The sequence below is a fragment of the Sporolactobacillus sp. THM19-2 genome (assembly GCF_004153195.1).
Classification (GTDB): domain Bacteria; phylum Bacillota; class Bacilli; order Bacillales; family Sporolactobacillaceae; genus Sporolactobacillus.
The window spans coordinates 33,758-55,987 of record NZ_SEMC01000015.1; the positions used below are offsets into that span (position 1 = coordinate 33,758).

Annotated in this window: 38 protein-coding genes and 1 rRNA gene; 38 read left to right on the forward strand and 1 reads right to left on the reverse strand. The window is 47.3% G+C overall.

Going from position 1 to position 22,230, the window contains the following annotated elements; genetic code table 11:
• Positions 1 to 7: 7 nt before the first annotated feature.
• From rplB to gerD, 37 genes are all read left to right on the forward strand, one after another.
• The gene (gene rplB, locus EWH91_RS10620; protein WP_129930017.1) at positions 8 to 844 is read left to right on the forward strand and encodes a 50S ribosomal protein L2; all 837 of its coding nucleotides are present in this window, start codon (positions 8 to 10) and stop codon (positions 842 to 844) included.
• A 38-nt stretch (positions 845 to 882) separates the two neighbouring features.
• Positions 883 to 1,164, forward strand: coding sequence for a 30S ribosomal protein S19 (rpsS, locus tag EWH91_RS10625; RefSeq protein ID WP_129930018.1), 282 nt, complete (start codon positions 883 to 885; stop codon positions 1,162 to 1,164).
• A gap of 17 nt (positions 1,165 to 1,181) precedes the next feature.
• Positions 1,182 to 1,523, forward strand: coding sequence for a 50S ribosomal protein L22 (gene rplV, locus EWH91_RS10630; protein ID WP_129930019.1), 342 nt, complete (start codon positions 1,182 to 1,184; stop codon positions 1,521 to 1,523).
• A gap of 3 nt (positions 1,524 to 1,526) precedes the next feature.
• The gene (rpsC, locus tag EWH91_RS10635; protein WP_129930020.1) at positions 1,527 to 2,189 is read left to right on the forward strand and encodes a 30S ribosomal protein S3; all 663 of its coding nucleotides are present in this window, start codon (positions 1,527 to 1,529) and stop codon (positions 2,187 to 2,189) included.
• 2 nt (positions 2,190 to 2,191) lie between these two features.
• The gene (gene rplP / locus EWH91_RS10640; protein ID WP_129930021.1) at positions 2,192 to 2,626 is read left to right on the forward strand and encodes a 50S ribosomal protein L16; all 435 of its coding nucleotides are present in this window, start codon (positions 2,192 to 2,194) and stop codon (positions 2,624 to 2,626) included.
• A complete protein-coding gene (gene rpmC, locus EWH91_RS10645) occupies positions 2,616 to 2,819 on the forward strand; it encodes a 50S ribosomal protein L29 (RefSeq protein ID WP_129930022.1) in 204 nt (67 codons plus the stop codon). Before rplP ends, rpmC begins: the two co-directional genes overlap by 11 nt.
• Positions 2,820 to 2,835: 16 nt before the next feature.
• Complete coding sequence (gene rpsQ / locus EWH91_RS10650; RefSeq protein WP_129930023.1) at positions 2,836 to 3,108, forward strand: 30S ribosomal protein S17; 273 nt, start codon at positions 2,836 to 2,838, stop codon at positions 3,106 to 3,108.
• A 45-nt stretch (positions 3,109 to 3,153) separates the two neighbouring features.
• The gene (gene rplN, locus EWH91_RS10655) at positions 3,154 to 3,522 is read left to right on the forward strand and encodes a 50S ribosomal protein L14 (RefSeq protein WP_129930024.1); all 369 of its coding nucleotides are present in this window, start codon (positions 3,154 to 3,156) and stop codon (positions 3,520 to 3,522) included.
• A 43-nt stretch (positions 3,523 to 3,565) separates the two neighbouring features.
• Entirely contained in the window at positions 3,566 to 3,874 is a 309-nt protein-coding gene (gene rplX / locus EWH91_RS10660) for a 50S ribosomal protein L24 (RefSeq protein WP_129930054.1), read from the forward strand.
• 29 nt (positions 3,875 to 3,903) lie between these two features.
• Positions 3,904 to 4,443, forward strand: coding sequence for a 50S ribosomal protein L5 (gene rplE / locus EWH91_RS10665; RefSeq protein ID WP_129930025.1), 540 nt, complete (start codon positions 3,904 to 3,906; stop codon positions 4,441 to 4,443).
• A gap of 24 nt (positions 4,444 to 4,467) precedes the next feature.
• Positions 4,468 to 4,653 carry a type Z 30S ribosomal protein S14 gene (locus EWH91_RS10670; RefSeq protein WP_129930026.1) on the forward strand — a complete coding sequence of 62 codons (186 nt, stop codon included), beginning with the start codon at positions 4,468 to 4,470 and terminating at the stop codon, positions 4,651 to 4,653.
• A gap of 33 nt (positions 4,654 to 4,686) precedes the next feature.
• Positions 4,687 to 5,085 carry a 30S ribosomal protein S8 gene (gene rpsH, locus EWH91_RS10675; RefSeq protein WP_129930027.1) on the forward strand — a complete coding sequence of 133 codons (399 nt, stop codon included), beginning with the start codon at positions 4,687 to 4,689 and terminating at the stop codon, positions 5,083 to 5,085.
• Positions 5,086 to 5,112: 27 nt separating this feature from the next.
• On the forward strand, positions 5,113 to 5,652 hold the full coding sequence (gene rplF / locus EWH91_RS10680; RefSeq protein WP_129930028.1) for a 50S ribosomal protein L6: 540 nt from the start codon (positions 5,113 to 5,115) through the stop codon (positions 5,650 to 5,652).
• A 40-nt stretch (positions 5,653 to 5,692) separates the two neighbouring features.
• On the forward strand, positions 5,693 to 6,055 hold the full coding sequence (gene rplR, locus EWH91_RS10685; protein WP_129930029.1) for a 50S ribosomal protein L18: 363 nt from the start codon (positions 5,693 to 5,695) through the stop codon (positions 6,053 to 6,055).
• Between the two features lie 18 nt (positions 6,056 to 6,073).
• The gene (rpsE, locus tag EWH91_RS10690; RefSeq protein ID WP_129930030.1) at positions 6,074 to 6,589 is read left to right on the forward strand and encodes a 30S ribosomal protein S5; all 516 of its coding nucleotides are present in this window, start codon (positions 6,074 to 6,076) and stop codon (positions 6,587 to 6,589) included.
• 13 nt (positions 6,590 to 6,602) lie between these two features.
• Positions 6,603 to 6,791 carry a 50S ribosomal protein L30 gene (gene rpmD, locus EWH91_RS10695; protein ID WP_129930031.1) on the forward strand — a complete coding sequence of 63 codons (189 nt, stop codon included), beginning with the start codon at positions 6,603 to 6,605 and terminating at the stop codon, positions 6,789 to 6,791.
• 31 nt (positions 6,792 to 6,822) lie between these two features.
• The gene (rplO, locus tag EWH91_RS10700) at positions 6,823 to 7,263 is read left to right on the forward strand and encodes a 50S ribosomal protein L15 (RefSeq protein WP_129930032.1); all 441 of its coding nucleotides are present in this window, start codon (positions 6,823 to 6,825) and stop codon (positions 7,261 to 7,263) included.
• Positions 7,263 to 8,552, forward strand: a complete 1,290-nt coding sequence (gene secY / locus EWH91_RS10705) for a preprotein translocase subunit SecY (RefSeq protein WP_129930033.1) — start codon at positions 7,263 to 7,265, stop codon at positions 8,550 to 8,552. Before rplO ends, secY begins: the two co-directional genes overlap by 1 nt.
• 31 nt (positions 8,553 to 8,583) lie before the next feature.
• On the forward strand, positions 8,584 to 9,237 hold the full coding sequence (locus EWH91_RS10710; protein ID WP_129930034.1) for an adenylate kinase: 654 nt from the start codon (positions 8,584 to 8,586) through the stop codon (positions 9,235 to 9,237).
• Positions 9,234 to 9,983 (forward strand): type I methionyl aminopeptidase, encoded by a 750-nt coding sequence (gene map / locus EWH91_RS10715; RefSeq protein ID WP_129930035.1) that lies wholly within the window; start codon positions 9,234 to 9,236, stop codon positions 9,981 to 9,983. Before EWH91_RS10710 ends, map begins: the two co-directional genes overlap by 4 nt.
• 16 nt (positions 9,984 to 9,999) lie before the next feature.
• Positions 10,000 to 10,323 (forward strand): KOW domain-containing RNA-binding protein, encoded by a 324-nt coding sequence (locus EWH91_RS10720; RefSeq protein WP_129930036.1) that lies wholly within the window; start codon positions 10,000 to 10,002, stop codon positions 10,321 to 10,323.
• Positions 10,316 to 10,534: a translation initiation factor IF-1 gene (gene infA, locus EWH91_RS10725; RefSeq protein WP_129930037.1), complete on the forward strand. Its 219-nt coding sequence runs from the start codon at positions 10,316 to 10,318 to the stop codon at positions 10,532 to 10,534. The genes EWH91_RS10720 and infA overlap by 8 nt, the downstream gene beginning before the upstream one ends.
• 38 nt (positions 10,535 to 10,572) lie before the next feature.
• Entirely contained in the window at positions 10,573 to 10,686 is a 114-nt protein-coding gene (gene rpmJ / locus EWH91_RS10730; protein WP_010024581.1) for a 50S ribosomal protein L36, read from the forward strand.
• Positions 10,687 to 10,705: 19 nt separating this feature from the next.
• Complete coding sequence (gene rpsM, locus EWH91_RS10735; RefSeq protein WP_129930038.1) at positions 10,706 to 11,071, forward strand: 30S ribosomal protein S13; 366 nt, start codon at positions 10,706 to 10,708, stop codon at positions 11,069 to 11,071.
• A 22-nt stretch (positions 11,072 to 11,093) separates the two neighbouring features.
• On the forward strand, positions 11,094 to 11,483 hold the full coding sequence (gene rpsK, locus EWH91_RS10740; RefSeq protein WP_129930039.1) for a 30S ribosomal protein S11: 390 nt from the start codon (positions 11,094 to 11,096) through the stop codon (positions 11,481 to 11,483).
• Positions 11,484 to 11,629: 146 nt separating this feature from the next.
• Entirely contained in the window at positions 11,630 to 12,574 is a 945-nt protein-coding gene (locus EWH91_RS10745) for a DNA-directed RNA polymerase subunit alpha (protein WP_129930040.1), read from the forward strand.
• Positions 12,575 to 12,652: 78 nt separating this feature from the next.
• On the forward strand, positions 12,653 to 13,018 hold the full coding sequence (rplQ, locus tag EWH91_RS10750; RefSeq protein ID WP_129930041.1) for a 50S ribosomal protein L17: 366 nt from the start codon (positions 12,653 to 12,655) through the stop codon (positions 13,016 to 13,018).
• Between the two features lie 209 nt (positions 13,019 to 13,227).
• The gene (locus EWH91_RS10755) at positions 13,228 to 14,067 is read left to right on the forward strand and encodes an energy-coupling factor ABC transporter ATP-binding protein (RefSeq protein ID WP_129930042.1); all 840 of its coding nucleotides are present in this window, start codon (positions 13,228 to 13,230) and stop codon (positions 14,065 to 14,067) included.
• A complete protein-coding gene (locus EWH91_RS10760) occupies positions 14,043 to 14,918 on the forward strand; it encodes an energy-coupling factor transporter ATPase (RefSeq protein ID WP_129930043.1) in 876 nt (291 codons plus the stop codon). Before EWH91_RS10755 ends, EWH91_RS10760 begins: the two co-directional genes overlap by 25 nt.
• Entirely contained in the window at positions 14,911 to 15,705 is a 795-nt protein-coding gene (locus EWH91_RS10765) for an energy-coupling factor transporter transmembrane component T family protein (protein WP_129930044.1), read from the forward strand. Before EWH91_RS10760 ends, EWH91_RS10765 begins: the two co-directional genes overlap by 8 nt.
• Before the next feature lie 15 nt (positions 15,706 to 15,720).
• Positions 15,721 to 16,461 carry a tRNA pseudouridine(38-40) synthase TruA gene (gene truA / locus EWH91_RS10770; protein ID WP_129930045.1) on the forward strand — a complete coding sequence of 247 codons (741 nt, stop codon included), beginning with the start codon at positions 15,721 to 15,723 and terminating at the stop codon, positions 16,459 to 16,461.
• Positions 16,462 to 16,667: 206 nt separating this feature from the next.
• On the forward strand, positions 16,668 to 17,105 hold the full coding sequence (gene rplM / locus EWH91_RS10775; protein WP_129930046.1) for a 50S ribosomal protein L13: 438 nt from the start codon (positions 16,668 to 16,670) through the stop codon (positions 17,103 to 17,105).
• A gap of 16 nt (positions 17,106 to 17,121) precedes the next feature.
• A complete protein-coding gene (gene rpsI / locus EWH91_RS10780; protein ID WP_129930047.1) occupies positions 17,122 to 17,514 on the forward strand; it encodes a 30S ribosomal protein S9 in 393 nt (130 codons plus the stop codon).
• A gap of 417 nt (positions 17,515 to 17,931) precedes the next feature.
• On the forward strand, positions 17,932 to 18,366 hold the full coding sequence (locus EWH91_RS10785; RefSeq protein WP_129930048.1) for a DUF2521 family protein: 435 nt from the start codon (positions 17,932 to 17,934) through the stop codon (positions 18,364 to 18,366).
• A 70-nt stretch (positions 18,367 to 18,436) separates the two neighbouring features.
• Entirely contained in the window at positions 18,437 to 19,147 is a 711-nt protein-coding gene (gene cwlD / locus EWH91_RS10790; protein ID WP_129930049.1) for an N-acetylmuramoyl-L-alanine amidase CwlD, read from the forward strand.
• A gap of 85 nt (positions 19,148 to 19,232) precedes the next feature.
• Positions 19,233 to 20,288, forward strand: a complete 1,056-nt coding sequence (locus tag EWH91_RS10795) for an Mrp/NBP35 family ATP-binding protein (protein WP_129930050.1) — start codon at positions 19,233 to 19,235, stop codon at positions 20,286 to 20,288.
• Positions 20,289 to 20,390: 102 nt separating this feature from the next.
• Positions 20,391 to 20,945 (forward strand): spore germination lipoprotein GerD, encoded by a 555-nt coding sequence (gene gerD / locus EWH91_RS10800; RefSeq protein ID WP_129930051.1) that lies wholly within the window; start codon positions 20,391 to 20,393, stop codon positions 20,943 to 20,945.
• Between the two features lie 5 nt (positions 20,946 to 20,950).
• Here the strand turns inward: gerD and EWH91_RS10805 are convergent, their stop codons facing one another.
• Positions 20,951 to 21,703, reverse strand: a complete 753-nt coding sequence (locus EWH91_RS10805) for a polysaccharide deacetylase family protein (protein WP_129930052.1) — start codon at positions 21,701 to 21,703, stop codon at positions 20,951 to 20,953.
• Between the two features lie 403 nt (positions 21,704 to 22,106).
• On the opposite strand from EWH91_RS10805, the gene EWH91_RS10810 reads away from it, so the two are divergent.
• Positions 22,107 to 22,230: ribosomal RNA gene (locus EWH91_RS10810) — 16S ribosomal RNA — on the forward strand; the annotation flags it as partial.

The following is a 22,230-nucleotide window of genomic DNA, read 5'->3' on the forward strand; positions in this document are numbered from 1 at the left end:
ATTGATCGTGCCACTTAAAAAGTATAAACCGACGTCCAACGGCCGGAGAAATATGAGCTCGCTGGATTTCGCTGAAATAACAACAACGACTCCGGAAAAAACGCTGCTTCGGTCGCTGCCGAACAAAGCAGGCAGAAACAATCAGGGCAAACTGACTGTTCGTCATCAGGGCGGCGGTCACAAGCGTCAGTACCGTCTGATTGATTTTAAACGTGATAAAGACGGCATTCCAGGCCGCGTTGCAACGATTGAATATGATCCAAACCGGACAGCAAATATTGCACTTATTCACTATGTGGATGGTGAAAAAAGGTATATCCTTGCTCCCCAGGGTCTCAAAGTAGGAACAGAAATAATGTCAGGGACCGAAGCAGATATCAGAACCGGTAACGCGCTGCCGTTAAAAAATATTCCTGTAGGTACAACGGTTCACAATATTGAACTGAAGCCGGGAAAGGGCGGACAGCTCGTTCGTTCAGCAGGGGCATCTGCACAGCTTCTCGGTAAAGAAGGTAAATACGTACTGATCCGTCTTGTATCCGGTGAAGTCCGGATGGTCCTGGAAACCTGCCGCGCAACAATCGGGCAGGTTGGCAACCTGGAACACGGCCTTGTGTCGGTTGGTAAGGCGGGTCGCTCACGCTGGAAGGGTATCCGCCCGACTGTCCGTGGTTCTGTTATGAACCCGAATGACCATCCGCATGGTGGTGGTGAAGGAAAAGCTCCTGTAGGGCGCAAGTCACCGATGTCACCATGGGGCATGCCGACGACGGGTTACAAGACGCGGAAGAAGAAGAATCAGTCTGAACAGTTCATCGTCAGACACCGCAAAAACAAAAAATAACTACGGATGATAAATCATTTTTGGAAGGAGGCCTATTCATGAGCCGAAGCTTGAAAAAAGGACCTTTTGTCGACGATCACCTGATGAAGAAAGTCGCTGCACTGAATGATAAGGATCAAAAAAGAGTCATTAAAACCTGGTCAAGAAGGTCAACGATATTCCCCGACTTTATTGGCCATACCATCGCTGTTTATGATGGCCGCAAACATGTGCCGGTTTACATTACAGAAGATATGGTTGGACATAAACTGGGTGAATTTGCACCGACAAGAACGTACCGCGGACATGTATCTTTCGATAAGAGAACAAGCGTTCGTTAAGGAAAGGAGGAAATCTGATGCAAGCAAAAGCTGTTGCCAGACAAATTCGAATTGCTCCCCGTAAGGCGCGTCTTGTTATCGATCTTATCAGGGGAAAAGAGGTCGGCTATGCTCTGGCAGTTCTGCAGAACACGCAGCGAGCCGCTTCTCCGATCATTGAAAAAGTACTGAAATCTGCTATTGCTAATGCAGAACACAATTATGATATGGATACCAGTGACCTGTATGTTGAAAAAGCTTATGTGGATGAAGGCGCAACGCTCAAACGCTTCCGTCCGCGTGCTCAGGGACGTGCAAGCAAAATTAACAAACGTACGAGTCACATCACGGTTATCGTATCAGAAAAGAAGGAGGGATAATGAGTGGGTCAGAAAATTAATCCTATAGGTTTCAGAATCGGAGTGATCCGTGACTGGGAATCCAAATGGTATGCTGATAAGAAGAACTATGCAAAATATCTTCACGAAGATATCAGAATCCGTAAATATATTGAAGACAGGCTGAAGGATGCAGCCGTATCATCCATTGAACTGGAACGTGCCGCAAACCGGATCAATATTACGATCAAAACGGCGAAACCCGGAATGGTCATCGGTAAGGGTGGCTCAGAAGTTGAAACGCTTCGCAAAGCACTGAATGACCTGACCGGCAAACGTGTTCACGTCAACATATTCGAAATCAAGCATGCGGATCTTGATGCCAGACTGGTTGCGGAAAACATTGCGAAACAGCTGGAAAGCCGTATCTCCTGGAGACGTGCCCAGAAACAGACCTTGCAGAGAGCCATGAGGGCCGGTGCCAAGGGGATTAAAACACAGTGTGCCGGACGTCTGGGTGGTGCTGATATGGCACGAACAGAGGATTACAGTGAAGGAACTGTACCGCTTCACACACTTCGCGCTGATATTGACTACGGTACTGCAGAAGCAGATACAACATATGGTAAAATCGGCGTTAAAGTTTGGATCTATCGCGGGGAAGTCCTTCCGACGAAAGGAACAGACAATAAGGAAGGAGGAAGATAATTATGTTAATGCCAAAACGTGTAAAATTCCGCAGACAGCATCGTGGCAGAATGCATGGTAAGACCAAAGCCGGTGCTACGGTAACATTCGGTGAATACGGACTTCAGGCACTGGAATCCTCGTGGATTACCAGCCGCCAGATTGAAGCATCCCGTATCGCTATGACGCGTTTCATGAAACGTGGCGGAAAAGTATGGATCAAAATCTTCCCGCAGAAATCTTATACCAAAAAACCACTGGACGTCCGCATGGGTTCCGGTAAAGGTGCTCCTGAAGGATGGGTTGCAGTCGTTAAACCTGGCCGCATACTCTTTGAAGTGGGCGGCATCAATGAAGAAGTAGCCAATGAAGCTTTGAGACTCGCAGGCCACAAACTTCCGATCAAAACGAAGATTGTGAAACGCGAAGAAGTGGGTGGTGACGCAAATGAAGGCTGAAGAACTTCGTAATTTATCCACTGCCGAGGTTGAAAAAAATGTGAAGACGCTGAAAGAAGAATTATTTAATCTGCGTTTCCAGCTTGCAACCGGACAATTGGAAAACACTGCCCGCATACGTGAAGTGAGAAAATCCATTGCTCGTGCGAAAACGATTTTGCGTGAACGTGAACTGAATGTTCAAAACGGCTGAAAAGGAGGTTCAATGAATGGCTGAAGACACACGTAACAATGCCCGTAAAGTTCTGGTTGGTCGTGTTGTTTCAGACAAAATGGATAAAACCATTACAGTTCTGGTTGAGACATCAAAGAAACATAAACTCTACGGCAAACATGTCAAGTATTCAAAGAAGTTTAAAGCGCATGATGAAAATAATCAGGCAAAAGCCGGCGATATCGTTGAAATCATGGAAACTCGCCCGCTTTCGAAAGATAAACGTTTTCGTCTCGTTAAAATTGTTGAGGAATCCGTCATTATCTGATCGCAGCATCTATGCGATTAAGGGTCGAAGGGAGGTCACATCTGTATGATTCAGCAGGAAAGCCGCTTAAAGGTTGCCGATAACTCCGGTGCCCGTGAAGTACTGACCATTAAAGTGCTTGGAGGTTCCGGACGTAAGACAGCGAATATCGGCGACGTCATTGTTGGTTCTGTAAAACAGGCAACACCAGGTGGCGTTGTTAAGAAGGGCGAAGTTGTCAAAGCGGTTATCGTCCGTACAAAACAAGGCGTGCGCAGGACAGACGGATCGTACATCAGCTTTGATGAAAATGCGGTTGTTCTGATTCGCGATGATAAGAGTCCGCGTGGAACACGAATCTTCGGGCCGGTAGCACGTGAACTTCGTGAAGGACAGTTCATGAAGATCGTTTCACTCGCACCGGAAGTATTGTAATTTGAACGTTCAGGAAAAGGAGGTGCTACTCAGTATGGCGAAATTGCATGTGAAAAAGGGCGATAAAGTCCAGGTGATTTCCGGAAAAGACAAGGGCAAGCAGGGTGTGATCCTCACAGCTTATCCTTCAAAAGAACGTGTCGTTGTTGAAGGGGTCAATGTGGTCAAGAAACATTCAAAACCCTCACAGGCGGCTCCGCAGGGCGGAATTCTGGAACATGAAGCGCCGATCCACGTTTCAAATGTTATGCTCGTTGATCCGAAAACGAATGAACCTACGCGAGTGGGCCACAAGATAGTAGATGGCAAGAAAGTACGTGTATCCAAAAAATCAGGCGAAGTCATCGACTGATCTGATTGTTTTTGAAAGGAGGCAAACTCATGGGCCGTTTCAAAGAAAAGTATGAAAAAGAAGTTGTCCCGGCATTAATTGACAAGTTCAAATATACATCGATTATGCAGGTTCCATCGATTGAGAAAGTTGTTATCAATATGGGTGTTGGCGATGCTGTTCATAATTCTAAGGTTCTGGACAGTGCCGTTGAAGATCTGACTGCATTGTCTGGTCAGAAACCGGTAATTACCCGTGCGAAGAAATCTATTGCGGCATTTAAACTGCGTGAAGGCGTGGCAATCGGTGCCAAAGTGACCCTCAGGAGGGACCGTATGTATGACTTCCTGGATAAACTGATTACTGTTGCCCTGCCGCGTGTCCGTGATTTCCGCGGGATCTCAAAGAAATCTTTTGATGGTCGGGGTAATTACACGCTTGGCATTCGTGAACAGCTGATTTTCCCTGAAATTGATTACGACAAGGTAGACAAGGTCCGCGGTATGGATATTGTCATTGTGACTACTGCGAAGACTGATGAAGAAGCGTCGGCGCTGCTGACTCTGCTCGGCATGCCCTTTGCAAAATAATAATCAATAAGGAGGGAATCCATTTTGGCAAAAAAATCGATGCTTGTATCCGCACACCGTCCGAAAAAATTCAAAGTGCAGGAATACACGCGCTGTGAGCGCTGCGGACGTCCTCATTCGGTACTGAGAAAGTTCAAGTTATGCAGGATCTGCTTTCGTGAACTGGCTCATAAGGGACAGATTCCCGGCGTCAGAAAATCCAGCTGGTAAAATAATAAGTAATAGGGAAGGAGGTCGATTTGCATGGTCATGACAGATCCTATTGCAGATATGCTGACCCGTATTCGTAATGCGAACATTGTTCGTCATGCGCAGATTGAGCTGCCAGGTTCCAGAGTCAAAAGAGAAATAGCTGAGATCCTCAAACGTGAAGGTTTCATCAAAAATGTTGAGTATATAGATGATGACAAACAGGGTGTACTCCGCCTCTTTCTGAAGTACGGCAGTAACAAAGAACGCGTCATTTCAGGCCTTAAGAGAATCAGTAAACCTGGTCTGCGTGTTTATGCTAAAGCTGACGAAGTGCCTAAGGTACTTGGTGGTCTCGGCATCGCCATCGTCTCCACATCAAAAGGCATTGTAACGGATAAAGAAGCCCGCCAGCAGAATGTAGGCGGAGAGGTTCTCGCCTACATCTGGTAAGCGTGAAACAAGAATGGAGGTGTTCTCATGTCCCGTATTGGATTAAAACCGACGGCCATTCCGGATGGCGTAACGGTTATTATAGACGGTCAGAATGTGACGGTTAAAGGACCGAAAGGGGAACTGTCCCGTACATTTCATCCGGATATGATCATTAAACAGGAGAATAATGAAGTGAAGGTCGAAAGGCCGGATGATTCAAATAAGCATCGTGCGCTGCATGGCACGACAAGCAGTCTGATCAGCAATATGGTTGAAGGTGTAACCAAAGGTTATGTCAAAAATCTTGAGCTGGTGGGAGTTGGTTACCGGGCGAATATTAAAGGTAAAAATCTTGTTCTTAATGTCGGCTATTCTCACCCGGTAGAAATTGTTCCGGAACAGGGCATTGAACTGAATGTAGAAGGCAACAACAAGATCAGTGTCCAGGGTATTGATAAGCAGCGTGTCGGTGAAGTAGCTGCTAATATCCGTTCTGTCCGTGCCCCTGAACCTTACAAGGGCAAGGGTATTCGCTATGAAGGCGAACATGTCCGTCGCAAGGAAGGAAAAACAGGTAAGAAATAATAGACGGCTGTAATGTGACTGAGAAAGGAGCGATAGAAGCATGATCACTAAAAAGGATAAGAATGCACTCCGCCTGAAAAGGCATATGCATGTCCGCCACCGGATTGTTGGAACAAGTGAACGTCCGCGTCTGAATGTTTTCCGTTCATCAAAGAACATTTATGCCCAGTTGATTGATGACACAAAGGGTGTCACACTTGTCTCCTCTTCATCTATCGATAAGGCTTTTGATCTTGAAAAAGGCAGTGATGTGGCAGCAGCGAAACGTGTCGGCGAGATCATAGGTAAACGTGCAGCTGAAAAGGGTATTGACCGTGTCGTTTTCGACCGCAGTGGCTATATTTATCACGGACGTGTTGAAGCTGTAGCTGAAGGCGCCCGGGAAGCCGGATTAAAATTTTAAAAATAAGGAGGGGAATCCATGGCTTATCGTGATCGTAACAAATCAGATCGCAACAAATCGGAATTTGAAGACCGTGTTGTTTCGATTAATCGTGTAGCAAAGGTAGTAAAAGGCGGGCGCAGGTTCCGTTTTGCGGCACTGGTTGTCGTTGGTGACAAAAAAGGAAACGTTGGTTTCGGACAGGGTAAAGCTCACGAAGTACCTGAAGCCATCAGGAAAGCTATTGAAGATGCTAAGAAAAATGTATTTAATGTGCCGATTGTAAATACAACGATTCCACATCAGGTTGTCGGACATTCGGGAGCAGGCAGTGTTCTTCTGAAACCGGCGTCTGAAGGTACCGGAATCATTGCCGGCGGACCTGTCCGTGCGGTGCTTGAACTCTCAGGACTGGGTGATATCCTGTCTAAATCACTGGGATCCAATAATCCGATTAATATGGTCCGGGCAACGGTCGAAGGTCTTAAGAATCTGAAGCGTGCAGAACATGTCGCAAAACTTCGCGGCAAATCTGTGGCAGAGCTGCTCGGCTAAGGAGGGAACAGCAATGGCAAAGAAATTGGAAATCACCCTCAAACACAGTGTGATCGGCCGGCCGGAATCACAGCGTGTAACAGTCAGGACGCTCGGACTCAGGAAGACCTATCAGACTGTCGTTCAGGAAGACAATCCATCTATTCGCGGAATGATCACCAAGGTTTCGCATCTGGTATCTGTCCGCGAGCTGAATGATTAATGTAAGTATATTGGAACAAGGAGGTGCCAAGATGAAACTTCATGAATTAAAACCGGCTGAAGGATCACGTTTTTCACGGAAAAGAGTGGGCCGTGGCTATGGTTCAGGACTTGGTAAAACATCTGGGCGAGGACAAAAGGGACAGAAATCCCGTTCCGGCGGCAATGTTCGTCTTGGATTTGAAGGCGGTCAGCTGCCTCTTTTCCAGACGCTGCCGAAGAAGGGTTTCAAGAATCCTACGCGCAAAGTGTATACTATTGTCAACCTTGAAAAGTTGAACCGTTTTGAAGACGGTACAGAAGTAACACCGGAACTTCTTCTTAAAACACGCGTGATCAGGAAACTGAATGACGGTGTTAAAATACTCGGTGAAGGCAAGATCGAAGCCAAATTAACTGTGAAAGCGACAAAATTTTCTGCTTCTGCCAAAGAAGCTATCGAGGCTGCCGGCGGAAACATTGAGGTGATCTGATGTTTCAAGTGCTTTCCAGTATGTGGCGGGACGCAGGCATTCGCAAAAAGGTAGTATTTACACTTCTTATGTTGATTATTTTTCGGATTGGGACATTTATTCCTGTTCCGGATATCAATACAGAATTGATTAATATCAGTGATTCCAGCGCGTTTGGTCTGTTTAACACATTCGGTGGAGGGGCATTGCAGAATTTTTCCATCTTTTCGATGGGTGTTATGCCTTACATCACATCATCCATTATTGTTCAGCTGTTGCAGATGGATGTCGTTCCGAAGCTGACTGAGTGGTCCAAGCAGGGCGAAATGGGAAGGCGTAAGCTGAATCAGCTGACCCGCTACGGCACCATCGTGCTGGGATTCATTGAAGCTCTTGGTCTGTCCTTCGGATTCAACGCAAACTTTCCCGGTCTTGTCGCGAATCCGAATATCTGGACCTATCTCATCATTGCGTCTGTTCTGACGACCGGAACAGCTTTTCTGATGTGGCTTGGCGATCAGATCACTGCCTACGGTGTAGGAAATGGTATTTCGATCCTGATTTTTGCAGGCATCGTTGCCCGTATCCCTACAGCAATCAACCAGATTTATGTCCAGCGTTTTGAAGCTTCAACCAACGCGTTTATGGAAATACTGGGCCTGCTGGCTATTGTTGTGATTGTTCTTCTGATTGTTGTGGGTACCATCTTCGTTCAGCAGGGAATTAGAAAGATCCCCATTCAGTATGCAAAACGTACTGTCGGAACGAAGACATACAGCGTCGAACCTGCCCATTTGCCGATTAAGGTTAATGCAGCAGGAGTGATCCCGGTGATCTTCGCTATTTCACTGATGATTACGCCACCGACCATCGCCCGTTTCTTCCCACGCAATAATGTGACCGACTGGATCGTCAGGATCTTTGATTATTCGACGGTCTATGGCATGATTATTTATGCCGCACTGATTATTGCATTCACCTATTTTTATACGTTCGTACAGGTGAATCCGGAAAAAATGGCAAAGAATCTGGGAAAGCAGGGGGGCTATATTCCCGGAATCAGACCGGGAAAGAACACGGAGAAGTTTATTACGAAGATCCTGTACCGCCTGACGTTTCTCGGAGCTATTTTCCTTGCGGTGATTTCGCTTCTGCCGATCGTATTCGGGGAAATTGGCGATTTACCGGCAAGCGCGAGAATAGGAGGCACCAGCCTTCTGATCGTTGTCGGTGTTGCACTGGATACAATGAAACGTATTGAAAGCCAGCTGGTTAAGAAAAATTATCACGGGTTTATCCGAAGAAGATAATAGATCCGCAGATCAAGTCGGGAGTGGTGACATGAATCTGATATTAATGGGGCTTCCGGGCGCCGGTAAGGGGACGCAGGCTGATCGGATTGTCGAACAGTTCGGTTTTCCTCATATATCAACAGGTGATATGTTCCGACAGGCCATCAAAGACGGAACAGAACTCGGGAAAAAAGCGAAGTCCTTTATGGATAAAGGCGCACTGGTTCCTGATGATGTGACTGTCGGTATTGTCCGGGAACGCTTGTCGGCGGAAGATTGCAACAGAGGGTTTCTGCTGGATGGTTTTCCAAGAACCGTCTTGCAGGCTGAAAAACTGGATGAGATGCTTGCTGAGGGCGGAAGAAAGATCGATGCGGTGCTTGATATCAATGTGGATCCGGAAAAACTTGCTGCCCGTCTGACGGGACGTCGTGTCTGCCCAAATTGCGGAGCAAGTTATCATCTGATTTTCAACCCGCCGAAACAAGAGGGCATATGCGACAGATGCGGCAGTGCTCTGAAGCAGCGTTCGGACGACCGCCCGGCCACGGTTCATGAAAGACTGCAGGTGAATATGAAGCAGCAGGAGCCACTTGTTTCTTTCTATGAAAAGAAGAATGTGTTAAAGACGGTGAACGGTGATCAGTCCATTCAGGCCGTATTCAAGGATATTTCGCAGATTCTGGAGTCGGAGGCTGAGTGATTCAACTGAAAACTGAGAGCGAGATTGAGAAAATTCGTCAGGCCGGACAAATTGTTGCTGATACACTTAATCAACTGCAACAGGCAATACGTCCGGGGATTTCTACGATTGAGCTCGACCTGCTAGCAGAGCGCTTGATCAGAAAGGCCGGAGCAGAGCCATCTTTCAAAGGTTTTGACGGTTATGCCAACAGCATCTGCACATCCGTTAACAATCAGCTGGCGCACGGAATTCCCGGTTCCTGTATCCTGCAGGACGGAGACATCATCACGATTGATATTGGTGCCCGGTATGAAGGCTTTCATGCGGATTCTGCCTGGACATATCCGGCAGGGCACATAGCCGAAGAAGATCGCAGACTGCTTGAAGCAGCAGAAACTGCACTCGACAACGGTATGGCAGAAGCCCGTCCGGGGTCCCGTCTGACGAACATATCCTATGCGGTTCAGTCCTGTGTGGCGTCTTACGGATATTCAGTAGTTCATGAGTTGACCGGCCACGGCATCGGTCGTCATCTCCATGAAGAACCCGATGTACCCAATTATGGGAAACCCGGTCAGGGTCCGGTCCTGTTACCCGGAATGGTGCTGGCAATTGAACCCTTGGTCAATGAGGGCACGCGAGATATCTGGATCGTTGGAGATGACGACTGGACAATCGAAACACAGGACGGAAAAAGATGTGCTCATTTTGAGCATACGCTGGTTATTACGGACGATGGGCATGAAATCTTGACAAAGCATTAAGTGAAGGTGATGATTGATGGGTAGTGATCAGGCTCCTCGGCCTGTCCCCGGACAACTTGTCCAGGTATTAAGGGGGAAAGAGACCGGTTCTTTTTTTGTCATTGTAAAACTTATTGACGACCGTTACGTTGAAATTGCGGATGGTAACCGTCGCAAGTTTGATCATGCAAAAAAGAAGAACATCAGCCATCTTGATCTTCAATCGTATGTATCTGTCGAAGTTCAGAAGAGCTTGCAGGAAACAGGACGCGTAACAAATGGAAAACTCAGATTTGCCATCGCACATTATCTGGATGGCAGACTCAGTAATAACAGGAAGGGTGAGTCAGCCGATGGCTAAGGAAGATGTCATTGAAGTTGAAGGCACCGTAGTTGAACCGTTACCGAATGCGATGTTCCGTGTCGAATTGGAAAACGGTCATAAAATACTGGCACATGTATCGGGCAAAATTCGTATGCATTTTATTCGCATTCTTCCCGGTGATAAGGTTACAGTTGAATTGTCGCCTTATGATGTGTCACGTGGCCGTATAACGTTCAGACATAAATAATCAGAAGATGCTCTGCATGAAATAAGGAGGTTTCATCGATGAAAGTCAGACCATCAGTTAAAAAGATGTGTGAGAAGTGCAAGATTGTGCGTCGTAAGGGCGTTGTCATGGTGATTTGCGAAAATCCAAAGCATAAGCAGAGACAAGGCTGAAAAGGAGGTGCTTTAACGCATGGCTCGTATTGCAGGTGTCGATATTCCAAGAGAAAAAAGAGTCGTTATTTCTCTGACCTATATTTATGGTATTGGTCTGACAACAGCGAAGAAGATTCTGGCGGAAGCAAAGGTCTCTGAAGATACACGTGTACGCGATCTGACTGAAGAAGAACAGACACGTATTCGTGAAGTCGTTAACCACTATCGTGTGGAAGGTGACCTGCGCCGCGAAGTTTCTCTGAATATCAAGAGACTGATTGAAATCGGATCCTACAGAGGTATCCGTCATCGTCGCGGACTTCCTGTCCGTGGACAGAACACAAAGAATAATTCTCGTACGCGTAAAGGCCCGAAGCGCACGATGGCTAATAAAAGAAAATAAGTGAAGGAGGGTAAAAACATTTATGGCTAAACAACAACGTACGCGTAAGCGCCGCATTAAGAGAAATGTGGAAAACGGGGTGGCACATATCCGCTCCACATTCAATAATACGATTGTTACAATTACCGATCCCCATGGTAATGCGATCTCATGGGCAAGTGCAGGAGGTCTCGGATTCAAGGGATCCAAAAAATCGACACCTTTTGCGGCTCAGACCGCTGCTGAAGCGGCAGGCAAGAGCGCGCTGGACAGTGGAATGAAGACAATCGAAGTGTCTGTCAAGGGACCAGGGGCCGGACGTGAAGCCGCAATCCGCGCACTTCAGGCAGTGGGCCTTGAAGTCACAACGATCCGCGATGTAACCCCGATTCCTCATAACGGATGCCGTCCACCGAAGCGTCGTCGCGTCTGATCTCTCCGTGTATAGCATGAAGGCGATCCGTTCATAATGCTATTAATATGTGAAAGAAGCGAGCCGTAAACCTGAAACAGGTATAATCGGGAAATTCTGGCCCTGAAGAGCCATGATTTCGACGTTTGAAGGAGGGTTCATTTTTGATGATTGAGATCGAAAAACCAAAGATCGATACGGTTGAGATAGCAGACGACGGAAGTTACGGCAAGTTTGTTGTGGAGCCGCTCGAACGTGGATACGGTACGACTCTGGGTAATTCTTTACGTCGAATTTTGCTTTCTTCCCTCCCGGGCGCGGCTGTTACGACCGTTCAGTTTGATACGGTGCTTCACGAATTTTCCACTATCGAAGGCGTTGTAGAAGATGTAACGGCGATCATTCTGAATATCAAGAAGCTGGCTTTGAAGATCTATTCAGATGAAGAAAAGACACTGGAAATCGACGTTAAGCGAGAAGGAAAAGTGACAGCCGCTGATATTATTCACGACAGTGATGTTGAGATTCTGAATCCGGAACTGGAGATCGCGCATGTTGATGCGGGCGCGCATTTTCATGTCAGAATGACGGCAAAAAAAGGTCGCGGATATGTTCCTGCTGAAAGGAACAAATCTGAGGACCTGCCAATTGGTGTCATTCCGGTCGATTCTATTTATACACCGATTGAGCGTGTAAACTATCAGGTAGAGAAAACAAGAGTGGGTCAGGTAGCCAATTATGACAAGCTGACGCTTGACGTATGGACAGACGGCAGTATTCGCCCTGAAGAAGCTGTATCCCTTGCGGCAAAGATTCTGACCGAACATCTGAATATTTTTGTCGGACTGACTGATCAGGCTCAGACCGCTGAGATCATGATTGAAAAAGAAGAAGATAAAAAAGAAAAAGTACTTGAGATGACGATCGAAGAACTTGACCTTTCCGTACGCTCCTATAATTGCCTGAAGCGTGCCGGGATCAACACAGTTCAGGAACTGACTCAGAAATCAGAAGAGGACATGATGAAAGTCAGAAACCTCGGCCGTAAATCTCTTGAAGAAGTGGAAGAGAAACTGAATGAACTTGGGCTTGGACTTAGAGTTGAAGAATAACAGACGGTGATCAAGTCAATATTTCTCTTTTTTGCGCAAAAAAGAAGAAACCAGGTTGAAAAAAGGAGGTACAGGTACATGGCATATGCAAAACTGGGCCGGGACTCGGCAGCGAGGAAGGCATTGTTCCGTGATCTGACGACCGATTTGATAATTAATGAACGGATTCAGACAACCCACGCTAAGGCTAAGGCACTGAGGCCGATCGTTGAGAAGATGATTACGCTGGCTAAGCGCGGTGATCTTCATGCGCGTCGTCAGGCGGCTGCTTTTGTCCGTAAAGAAGTGGCTGACCAGGAATCCGGTCAGAATGCGCTTCAAAAGCTGTTCGATGACATAGCAAAACGCTATGAAGAACGCCAGGGTGGTTACACACGTGTTCTTAAAACAGGTCCGCGCAAGGGCGATGGTGCGGAACAGGCTATTATCGAACTGGTAAAATAATGTACCAGACACAACGGGCAGAGGCATGGCTCCGAGAGGGACCTGTTTTCTGCCTTTTTTTTACACTGCAAATGGCTCAGCCGGTGCCAGAGGGTCCTGGCTTTACCAGGTTCTTCTTCGGCCGAGATGATGAGATGAGCGTCTGGAGGTGTCGTCCAGACATTTCCGGTACATAGAGAAGAACAGGATGAGGGGAGTCCGAGCGTGTAATGGAGAAAATCATTAAAGTCGACAATGTATCTTACCAATATACAGAAGATCACCCATGGGTGTTGCAGGATGTCAGTTTTTCGGTTAATCGGGGTGAATGGCTGGCCATCATTGGTCACAACGGATCCGGTAAGTCCACACTGGCCAAATGCCTGAACGGGCTGCTCCTTCCTCAGAAAGGGACGGTCCATGTCGGTGGCTATGATACGAGGGATAAATCAGCAATCTGGGAAATCCGGCGACAAGTGGGTATGGTTTTTCAAAATCCGGATAACCAGTTTGTCGGCGCAACGGTGCAGGATGATGTCGCTTTTGGAATGGAGAACCATGGGATTCCGCGTGATGAAATGATTAAAAGGCTTAAAGAATCGCTTAAACTGGTCCGGATGGATCAGTTCGCCAGTCAGGAACCCCACCGGCTTTCCGGAGGACAGAAGCAGCGTGTGGCCATAGCCGGTATTGTTGCCCTGCAGCCGATGATTATCATTCTTGACGAAGCAACTTCTATGCTCGACCCTGAGGGCAGAAGAGAAATCATCAGGACGATGCGAACCCTGAACAGAACACGCGGAATCACCGTACTATCCATTACTCACGATCTGAATGAAGCGATCTACGCGGACCGTGTGCTTGTGATGAATAATGGCAGAATGATCCGGGAAGGTGGTCCGCGTGAGATCTTCCAGACACCGGAACTGCTGGAAAAAATCGGTCTTGATCTGCCCTTTTCCATAAAGCTGCGGAATTTGCTCAGGGAAAAAGGGGTCGGTTTATCGGATCATGCATTAACCCAGGAAGAGTTGGTGAATGAATTATGGACATTACGTTCACAAAAGTAAACCACATCTACAACCCGGGGTCACCGTTTGCGCGTAAAGCCCTGGATGATATTAATCTTCGTATCCCGTCCGGTTCATTTACGTCCATTATCGGTCAAACTGGATCAGGAAAATCTACTCTTGTCCAGCATATCGACGGATTACTCAAACCTTCTTCGGGGAAAGTGGTCGTTGGTTCGTATAACCTGACAGCAGATAAAAAGAAACAGGATCTCAGGACTCTGAGAGCGAAAGTGGGTTTTGTTTTCCAGTATCCGGAACATCAGCTGTTTGATGAAACAATCATCAAGGATGTCTGTTTTGGGCCGATAAACTTCGGTGTGCCGCAGGACGAAGCGGTGAAGAGAGCAGAAGAAAGTCTGACACGGGTCGGTATTCCTTCCCCATACTGGCAACGGTCACCGTTCGATCTCAGTGGAGGCCAGATGCGCCGCGTGGCTATTGCAGGTGTACTGGCAGCGCACCCCGAGGCAATCATTCTTGATGAACCCACAGCCGGCCTTGATCCGAGGGGCCGGGAGGAGATTCTGCAGCTATTTCTCGGACTGAATAAAGAGAGAAAAACAACCATTATTATGGTCACACACAATATGAACGATGCCGCTTTATATTCCGATCAGGTGATTGTGATGAATCATGGGAAGAAAATAATGGACGGGAAACCTGAAGACGTATTTTCCAGGGAAGAGGAGCTGCATCAGGCCGGACTGGACGCCCCGCAGACCATGCTGTTTCTGGATCAGCTGAACCAAAAAATGGGCCGCAGGAAAAAAACAGGTCCGGTATTCACACTCAATGAAACGGCTGATACGGTTATCCGGATTCTGAATGGAGGCGCTGACCATGTTTAATCTTGTGATCGGACAATATGTTCCGCTGAAGTCATTTATCCACCAGATGGATCCGCGTTCAAAACTGATTTCCATTTTTTTATTTGTCATCATTGTCTTTCTGGCTAATAACTGGGTCACTAACGGATTATTGCTGCTTTTCTGTGTTGCGGGGATTATTTTCTCGAAAGTCTCGTTTAAATTTATTTACAGGGGACTAAAGGCCGTCTTTTTCATCGTTCTCCTGACTTTTTTCCTGAACCTCTTTTTTACGACGGGAGGACCGCTCCTGTTCAGCCTGGGCTGGTTTCATATTTATCTTAATGGACTAATCCAGTCGATATTTATTTCCATCAGAATTTTAGTGATTATTATCATGACGACTCTTCTGACTCTGACGACCTCGCCGATAGAAATAACGGATGGCATGGAAAGCTTACTTGGGCCACTGAAAAAGCTGAAGTTTCCGGTCCATGAATTTGCTCTGATGATGTCGATCTCACTGCGTTTTATTCCAACACTTCTGGAAGAAACGGAGAAGATTATCAAGGCGCAGGCTGCCCGCGGCTCTGATTTTTCCAGCGGTTCCGTGAAAAGCCGGATGAAGGCGGTCGTTCCCCTGCTCGTCCCACTTTTTGTCAGTGCGTTTAAGAGAGCTGAAGACCTTTCGATGGCGATGGAAGCCAGAGGCTATCACGGGGAGGCCGGGCGGACGCGGCTTCATAAACTGAGCTGGGGGCACCGGGACACGGAACTGATGGTCCTGCTCGGCTTACTGACTGTCGTACTGATTCTTGTCCGAAGCTGAAGGCAGGTTAACATAATGGATAAACTCAAATGCACGGTTTCCTATGATGGAACGCATTTCTATGGTTATCAGGTGCAGCCGGAAAAACGCACCGTTCAGAGCGAAATTCAGTCGGCCCTTTCCCGAATGCATCATGGCAGCCAGATAAAAATCACAGCCTCGGGGCGTACGGACCGGGGCGTTCATGCGAAAGGTCAGGTCTTCCATTTCAGCAGTCCGCTTAAGATTCCGACCGATCACTGGACGCTGGCGCTGAACAGCCTTTTGCCGGAAGATATCCATATCTTCAGGACGGAACGGGTACCGGAGTCTTTTCATGCCCGGTATGATGTCAGGAAAAAGGAATACAGATATCGTCTGCTGACCAGACCGCAGCCGGATCTGTTCAGACGACTTTACACCCTGCACGTCCCTGATAAACTGGATCTTGGGAAAATGAACGAAGCGGCACAGTATATTGTCGGCACGCATGATTTTTCCTGCTTCTGTGCGGCAAATACAAGCGTCAGGAATAAAATCCGGACGGTTTATGAACTGGAGATTTTCCCTGTGGATCCTGATGAGACCGTGATTCGTATCGTCGGAAGCGGTTTTCTCTACCAGATGGTTCGGATCGTCACAGGGACACTTCTGGATGTCGGTCTGCATGCACGGGTACCGGAGAGCGTTGGCCGAATCATTGAAGGAAAAGACAGGCAGGCAGCGTCAAAGACGGCACCTGCTCATGGGCTGACATTGTGGCGGGTGATCTATTAATTCTTTCTCCCGAAAAATTATCAGTGATTGACAATCAAGTCTGTGTGTTATAAAATATACTTCGGCATTTCTGATTTGACCACTATTAGCCCCAAAATATATTGGATCAAATAGAATCATGAACGGAAACGGAAATTGATCATTTCCGGCTCTAAGCGGTTGTGGGTCGCTGAGAGAATATGAATGTAATCAGGGAGGAAACAGTAGTGCGTACAACATATATGGCTACAACAGCATCAGCTGACCGCAAATGGCTGGTTATTGATGCGGACGGCCAGATTCTCGGCCGCCTTGCAAGCCAGGTCGCAGCGATACTGCGCGGCAAGAATAAACCGACTTATACGCCTCATGCGGACGTCGGTGACAATGTGATTATTATTAATGCGAAAAAAATTCGTCTGACAGGCAGAAAACTGCAGACCAAACAGTATATTCGTCATTCAGGCTTTGCGGGAGGCATTAAGGCCCGTTCAGCCCAGCAAATGCGTGAGACGCGTTCAAGGGAAATGCTCGAACGTACCATTAAGGGCATGCTTCCTCACAACAGTCTTGGACACAAAATGTTCCTGAAACTGCACGTATATGAAGGCGCGGAACATCCGCATGCCGCACAAAAACCTGAAGTTTACACACTTCGTGGATAAGGAGGGGGAAATAAGAATGGCACAATTACAATATACCGGTACCGGCCGTCGTAAGAATTCAGTTGCCCGCGTCAGGCTCGTCCCGGGTGACGGAAAAGTCGTCGTTAATGGCCGTAATGCGGATGACTACTTCAACCTTGAAACACTGCGCACGATTCTGAAACAGCCTCTTGTTTCAACAGAAACAGAAGGAAGATATGACGTGCTGGTTAACGTGAAAGGCGGAGGATTTACCGGCCAGGCCGGTGCGATCCGTCATGGTGTTGCCCGTGCGCTTCTGAAGGCAGATCCGGAATATCGCCCGGTATTGAAGAAGGCAGGCTTCCTGACCCGTGACCCGAGAATGAAAGAACGTAAAAAATACGGACTCAAGGGCGCCCGTCGCGCACCGCAGTTCTCAAAACGCTGATCTGTTTATATATGTTTTGCAACTCCCGGGTTTTTACCCGGGAGTTTTTGCTTTTACAGATAAGGTAAGGCTCCGGCTAAATTCATGACCTGCCGGTCGACACGTTTTTCTTCATGTGAAATTTAACAAAATCCGCGATCATATAGTCGAAAAGTGTAACGTCATAAGTGAGTAGTGGAATACTCTCTTTAGTTTCATTTTTCTATAAGTCCGTTTACCGGGCTTATTTTTTTTTACCTTTAAAGAAAGTACAAATTTTTTGCGAAAAGGATCGGAAAAAACGAAGCTTCTGTCGGCACCTGCCACTTACCGGTAAATTTTCCAAAACGAACTTTTGCCGGATAAAGGGATGGCAAAAGCTGTTACGTTTTAAAATCGCGACTCCGTCGGATGATAAAGGGAAAGGAGGGAAAATTGATGGCTGTTGTTATGGATTTTCAGAAAAAGAAGCGGGATAAACAAATACATTCAGAGAGGCGGGCACTTCAGGATCTCTCCTTTGAGAAGATCCAGAGCGCGATTCATCATACTTTCGATCGGTATCTGAGTGCTCTGCCTACGGGCAGCAGTATGGCCATGGAGATGTGCGCAGAATACGCGCTTGAATCTTTTCTGCTGGGCTCATCGATGGGGCGCTTCGGTTTTTATGGTGAACGGGAAGAGGTGGTATTTGAACGGAGTCAACCGAAATTCGATATGCTGCATGAAGATTTCTTTGATTTCTGGCGTTTCTGGTCAACCGATCCGGAAGAACTGCGCGGGATTGATCAGGCATGCAGAACCTTTTTGCATGGATGGTGGCTGGACGGTTTTGATTTATCCGTGAAACGTCTGAGAATGAAATTACATTAAGCACGTCATAAAAGGCGATTTTGCCCATATACATGTCCAAGAGACAAAGCAGGACAAGGGGGCAGGGCAAATGAGACGGAAGTGGCTGGCGGGGATACTGGTTGTTGGTGCATTGTCCGTGATTGTGGCCGCCGGCTGGCTGATCACCAGTATGCACACCTGGAAGGCATGGAATCTGCCACTTTCCGGACGTGTGCTTGTGGTTGATGCCGGCCATGGTGGTCCAGATGGCGGTGCAGTCGGCGGTGAAACCGAAGAGAAAGAAATCGCGCTTGCCATTGCCCGGGATATCCGCAACTATCTTCAGGAAGCAGGGGCTCTTGTCATCATGACCCGGGACAGCGACAGAGACCTGTCGGATGAAGATTATACCGGACGCCATAAAACGCAGGATCTGATGCGTCGTGCCAGACTGATCCAGACATCCAGTCCGGATGCGTTCATCAGTATCCATATGAATGCCATCCCTTCTGCCCGCTGGCGCGGTGCGCAGACCTTTTATCACCCGAAGTCGATAAAAAATCAGAAGTTCGCCCGGTTTATTCAGGACTCGCTGAAGAAGAATCTGGGCAATACGGACCGCTATGCCAGACCGATCGGCCACGTGTATCTGTTAAAAAAAGCCGCCCCTCCTGCAGCACTTGTTGAGGTCGGTTTTTTATCTAACCCGGATGAGCGTCATCTGCTGATTCAGAAAAATTATCAGAGGAAGGCGGCACATGCCATCAGCCAGGGGATTATGCGCTATTTCACGTCTGAAAAAACACCTGCTGATGAGTAAATACTCCGGCCTTTTTTCACGTCATGAACACAGATGTCTGGTATACTGGATATGAAAACGATGACACGGGAGGACTGGAATATCGATGATAGATCAGCAAAAGATCGAAGAAGTACTGAAGACCGTTCAGGATCCTTTTTTACATAAAAATCTGATGGAGACAGGTGCCTTGCGTGAGCTGAAGATTAAAGAGGACCTTGTCAGTATGAAGATTGCATTGAGTAAGGCAGATCGTGTCAAACAGATGCAGATTCAGGTTGAAATCTCATCGAAACTGAAAGAGGCGGGAGCCGGATCGGTCGGCATGCGTTTTACACAACTCAGTGAAGACGAGATCAGAGCACTCGGTGGATTTCCCAGGGAAGCACCGACACTGCTTTCCCCTGAAAATAAGACGGTTTTTATTGCTGTCGCAAGTGGTAAGGGTGGCGTCGGCAAGTCAACGGTTTCCGTCAATCTGGCCCTCGCGCTCGCACGAAAAGGGGAAAAAACCGGACTCCTGGATGCCGATATTTACGGATTCAGCGTGCCTGACATGATGGGTATCGAAAATCGACCGGCGGTGGCGCATAACCGGATTATTCCGGTCGACCGTTTTGGTGTCAAAGTGATTTCCATGGGTTTCTTTGTAGAAAACAATTCCCCTGTGATCTGGCGCGGGCCGATGCTCGGAAAAATGCTGAATAACTTTTTCCATGATGTTGACTGGGGCGATCTGGATTATCTGATTCTTGATCTTCCGCCGGGTACGGGTGATGTCGCCATGGATGTGCACAGCAGACTTCCGCATTCTAAAGAGATTATTGTGACAACACCGCATCCGACAGCCGCATTTGTCGCAGCCCGGGCGGGTCAAATGGCTGTAAAAACGAAGCACGAGATTCTGGGTGTCATTGAAAACATGTCTTATTTTGAAAGTCGAAAAACCGGGGAAAGAGAACATGTCTTTGGCCAGGGTGGCGGTGACAAACTCAGTGATCTTCTGCAGACTGATCTTCTGGGCAGATTACCCCTCCGTCAGCCTGATCCCCATCCGGAAATTTTTGCCCCGGGTGTTTATTTCAAGGATGACCCTGTTGCCGGGATTTATGACAAAATAGCTGAAAAAATTCTTCGGAAAGTGGAATCATCCAATGGCTGAATAGAAAAGGCGCTCCATTGAGTGTCTCTTTTTTTATACTCAGAGAATAAAGTAGCGGGATCCTCACATATTAACGGTGGATGTGTGAGGAGGGCCATGTTCATGATAAAGAAAGCAGTGATTGTCTTCTCAGCTATTATCCTTATCATCCTGTCCGGATGCGGAGAAGAGACGTCCACTTATAAAGACAGCAAACGGATGGTACTGGATATGCTGCGTACCGATGAAGGCAGAGACACGCTGAAAGAAATGTTGCAGGACAAAGAACTGAGATCTGCAGTCGTCATGAATGATACGACGGTAAAACAGACCATTATTGAGACGCTGACAACAGATGAAGGACACAAAGTCTGGCAGGAACTCCTGGAAGACCCCGACTTTTCCCGGAAGCTGGCAAAGACGATGGAAAAGGAGAATGAACAGCTGCTAAAAAAAATGATGAAGGATCCTGATTATCAGGGCATGATGATTGACATTCTGAAGGATCCCGAACTGCAGAAGGGCTATCTTGAACTGCAGAAAACCAAACCATTCCGTAAACAAATGGAGAAGATCCTTCAGGAGACGGTCGCGGGTCCCATGTTTCAGAAGGAGCTGTCAGATGCGATAACGAAAGTGTTACAGAAGCAGGCTGAGAAGACGGAACGCGCCGAGTGATCGGATCAGTCAAGCAACCGATGGCTGGACTTCCCGTCAGCCATCAGGGTTTGAACAGTGACAAAGGTATACCCTCTGTTTTCCAGTTCACGAATAATGAAGGGCAATGCCCGATAGGTCTGTTTTGCTGAATCGGAAGCATGAAGCCGGATAATATCCCCTTTTCCGGCATCTTTCAGAATGCTGTGGACAATCTCTTTATAGCCTGGATTCATCTCATCCTGGGGATTGACACTCCAGAGAACAAGCTGCAGGTTAAGACTTTTTGCTGCCTGTAAGACAGTCTCATTAATTTTTCCGTAGGGTGGGCGAATCATCACGGGTCTTGTGCCACCTGTTTTATAGAGTGTTGCACCGGAGAAAAGCATATCCCGCCTGACTTTTTCAATATCAAGCTGCGTGTAATCTTCATGTCTCATTCCGTGCGATTCAACCTCGTGGCCGTCTTTAAGGGCTTTTCTGATGATTTCAGGATGACGTTCCGCCCATTCACCGGAGAAGAAAAAAGTAGCTTTCACGTTCTCGTCTTTCAATGTTTTTAAAATCAGCCCGATCTGCCTGTCACCCCAGTTACTGTCAAACGTCAGTGCCAGATGTTTCTGTTTCGTTTCAACTTTGGCCAGGGCACCGGATTGTTTAACTGGCGTGAATACGCTCAATTCCTGTTTCTGGACAAACAGGATCAGAGCCGCAAAAAAGGCAGCGATAATAATGAAAAACAGGTTTTTCAGCTTCTTTCCGTTCACAACCCATAACATGAGCTATCCACCCCGTTCCTGATGTTTGTACCATTCTATGTCCAGGCCTGCCTGAATATGTGGACGTGCAGCGATGTTTACGGTGTGGAAAAATAAGGAATATTATAGAATGGGCATAAATGATTGACAAAAAAGAATCAGCTGGTATAATCATTATTGTTGTCTTTCAGAAATGCATGCGTCGACATTCTGATTTTAAAAAAAGTGTTGACAACATGAAGATAACAAAGTATAATTATTTAGGTCGCCTGAGATAAGCGGCGAAGAGAATGTTCCTTGAAAACTAAACAAAAGCCAAGCGTGATTTAAGGGGTTTATCCCCTGATCAATTCAATTTGCTATGGATCTGATGAACGAAAAAGACTGACCCGGATGCCGAAAGGGATCCGGAAGAAGCAACACTTTTTTGGAGAGTTTGATCCTGGCTCAGGACGAACGCTGGCGGCGTGCCTAATACATGCAAGTCGTGCGCACAGAGGGGAGCTTGCTCCCTGAGGTGAGCGGCGGATGGGTGAGTAACACGTGGG

Bases quoted from the DNA above. Each gene is read 5' to 3' on its own strand.
- rpsH (WP_129930027.1), top strand. From the start codon at position 4,687: ATGGTCATGACAGATCCTATTGCAGATATGCTGACCCGTATTCGTAAT.
- rplF (WP_129930028.1), top strand. From the start codon at position 5,113: ATGTCCCGTATTGGATTAAAACCGACGGCCATTCCGGATGGCGTAACG.
- rpsI (WP_129930047.1), top strand. From the start codon at position 17,122: ATGGCACAATTACAATATACCGGTACCGGCCGTCGTAAGAATTCAGTT.
- rplN (WP_129930024.1), top strand. From the start codon at position 3,154: ATGATTCAGCAGGAAAGCCGCTTAAAGGTTGCCGATAACTCCGGTGCC.
- rplQ (WP_129930041.1), top strand. From the start codon at position 12,653: ATGGCATATGCAAAACTGGGCCGGGACTCGGCAGCGAGGAAGGCATTG.
- rplR (WP_129930029.1), top strand. From the start codon at position 5,693: ATGATCACTAAAAAGGATAAGAATGCACTCCGCCTGAAAAGGCATATG.
- EWH91_RS10765 (WP_129930044.1), top strand. From the start codon at position 14,911: ATGTTTAATCTTGTGATCGGACAATATGTTCCGCTGAAGTCATTTATC.
- rpsK (WP_129930039.1), top strand. From the start codon at position 11,094: ATGGCTAAACAACAACGTACGCGTAAGCGCCGCATTAAGAGAAATGTG.
- rpsM (WP_129930038.1), top strand. From the start codon at position 10,706: ATGGCTCGTATTGCAGGTGTCGATATTCCAAGAGAAAAAAGAGTCGTT.
- EWH91_RS10755 (WP_129930042.1), top strand. From the start codon at position 13,228: ATGGAGAAAATCATTAAAGTCGACAATGTATCTTACCAATATACAGAA.
- EWH91_RS10720 (WP_129930036.1), top strand. From the start codon at position 10,000: ATGGGTAGTGATCAGGCTCCTCGGCCTGTCCCCGGACAACTTGTCCAG.
- rpsQ (WP_129930023.1), top strand. From the start codon at position 2,836: ATGGCTGAAGACACACGTAACAATGCCCGTAAAGTTCTGGTTGGTCGT.
- EWH91_RS10805 (WP_129930052.1), bottom strand. From the start codon at position 21,703: ATGTTATGGGTTGTGAACGGAAAGAAGCTGAAAAACCTGTTTTTCATT.
- cwlD (WP_129930049.1), top strand. From the start codon at position 18,437: ATGAGACGGAAGTGGCTGGCGGGGATACTGGTTGTTGGTGCATTGTCC.
- EWH91_RS10710 (WP_129930034.1), top strand. From the start codon at position 8,584: ATGAATCTGATATTAATGGGGCTTCCGGGCGCCGGTAAGGGGACGCAG.
- EWH91_RS10760 (WP_129930043.1), top strand. From the start codon at position 14,043: ATGGACATTACGTTCACAAAAGTAAACCACATCTACAACCCGGGGTCA.
- rplV (WP_129930019.1), top strand. From the start codon at position 1,182: ATGCAAGCAAAAGCTGTTGCCAGACAAATTCGAATTGCTCCCCGTAAG.
- rpsS (WP_129930018.1), top strand. From the start codon at position 883: ATGAGCCGAAGCTTGAAAAAAGGACCTTTTGTCGACGATCACCTGATG.
- rpsE (WP_129930030.1), top strand. From the start codon at position 6,074: ATGGCTTATCGTGATCGTAACAAATCAGATCGCAACAAATCGGAATTT.
- EWH91_RS10795 (WP_129930050.1), top strand. From the start codon at position 19,233: ATGATAGATCAGCAAAAGATCGAAGAAGTACTGAAGACCGTTCAGGAT.
- truA (WP_129930045.1), top strand. From the start codon at position 15,721: ATGGATAAACTCAAATGCACGGTTTCCTATGATGGAACGCATTTCTAT.
- EWH91_RS10785 (WP_129930048.1), top strand. From the start codon at position 17,932: ATGGCTGTTGTTATGGATTTTCAGAAAAAGAAGCGGGATAAACAAATA.
- rpmC (WP_129930022.1), top strand. From the start codon at position 2,616: ATGAAGGCTGAAGAACTTCGTAATTTATCCACTGCCGAGGTTGAAAAA.
- rplE (WP_129930025.1), top strand. From the start codon at position 3,904: ATGGGCCGTTTCAAAGAAAAGTATGAAAAAGAAGTTGTCCCGGCATTA.
- infA (WP_129930037.1), top strand. From the start codon at position 10,316: ATGGCTAAGGAAGATGTCATTGAAGTTGAAGGCACCGTAGTTGAACCG.
- EWH91_RS10745 (WP_129930040.1), top strand. From the start codon at position 11,630: ATGATTGAGATCGAAAAACCAAAGATCGATACGGTTGAGATAGCAGAC.
- rplP (WP_129930021.1), top strand. From the start codon at position 2,192: ATGTTAATGCCAAAACGTGTAAAATTCCGCAGACAGCATCGTGGCAGA.
- secY (WP_129930033.1), top strand. From the start codon at position 7,263: ATGTTTCAAGTGCTTTCCAGTATGTGGCGGGACGCAGGCATTCGCAAA.
- rplO (WP_129930032.1), top strand. From the start codon at position 6,823: ATGAAACTTCATGAATTAAAACCGGCTGAAGGATCACGTTTTTCACGG.
- gerD (WP_129930051.1), top strand. From the start codon at position 20,391: ATGATAAAGAAAGCAGTGATTGTCTTCTCAGCTATTATCCTTATCATC.
- rpmJ (WP_010024581.1), top strand. From the start codon at position 10,573: ATGAAAGTCAGACCATCAGTTAAAAAGATGTGTGAGAAGTGCAAGATT.
- rpmD (WP_129930031.1), top strand. From the start codon at position 6,603: ATGGCAAAGAAATTGGAAATCACCCTCAAACACAGTGTGATCGGCCGG.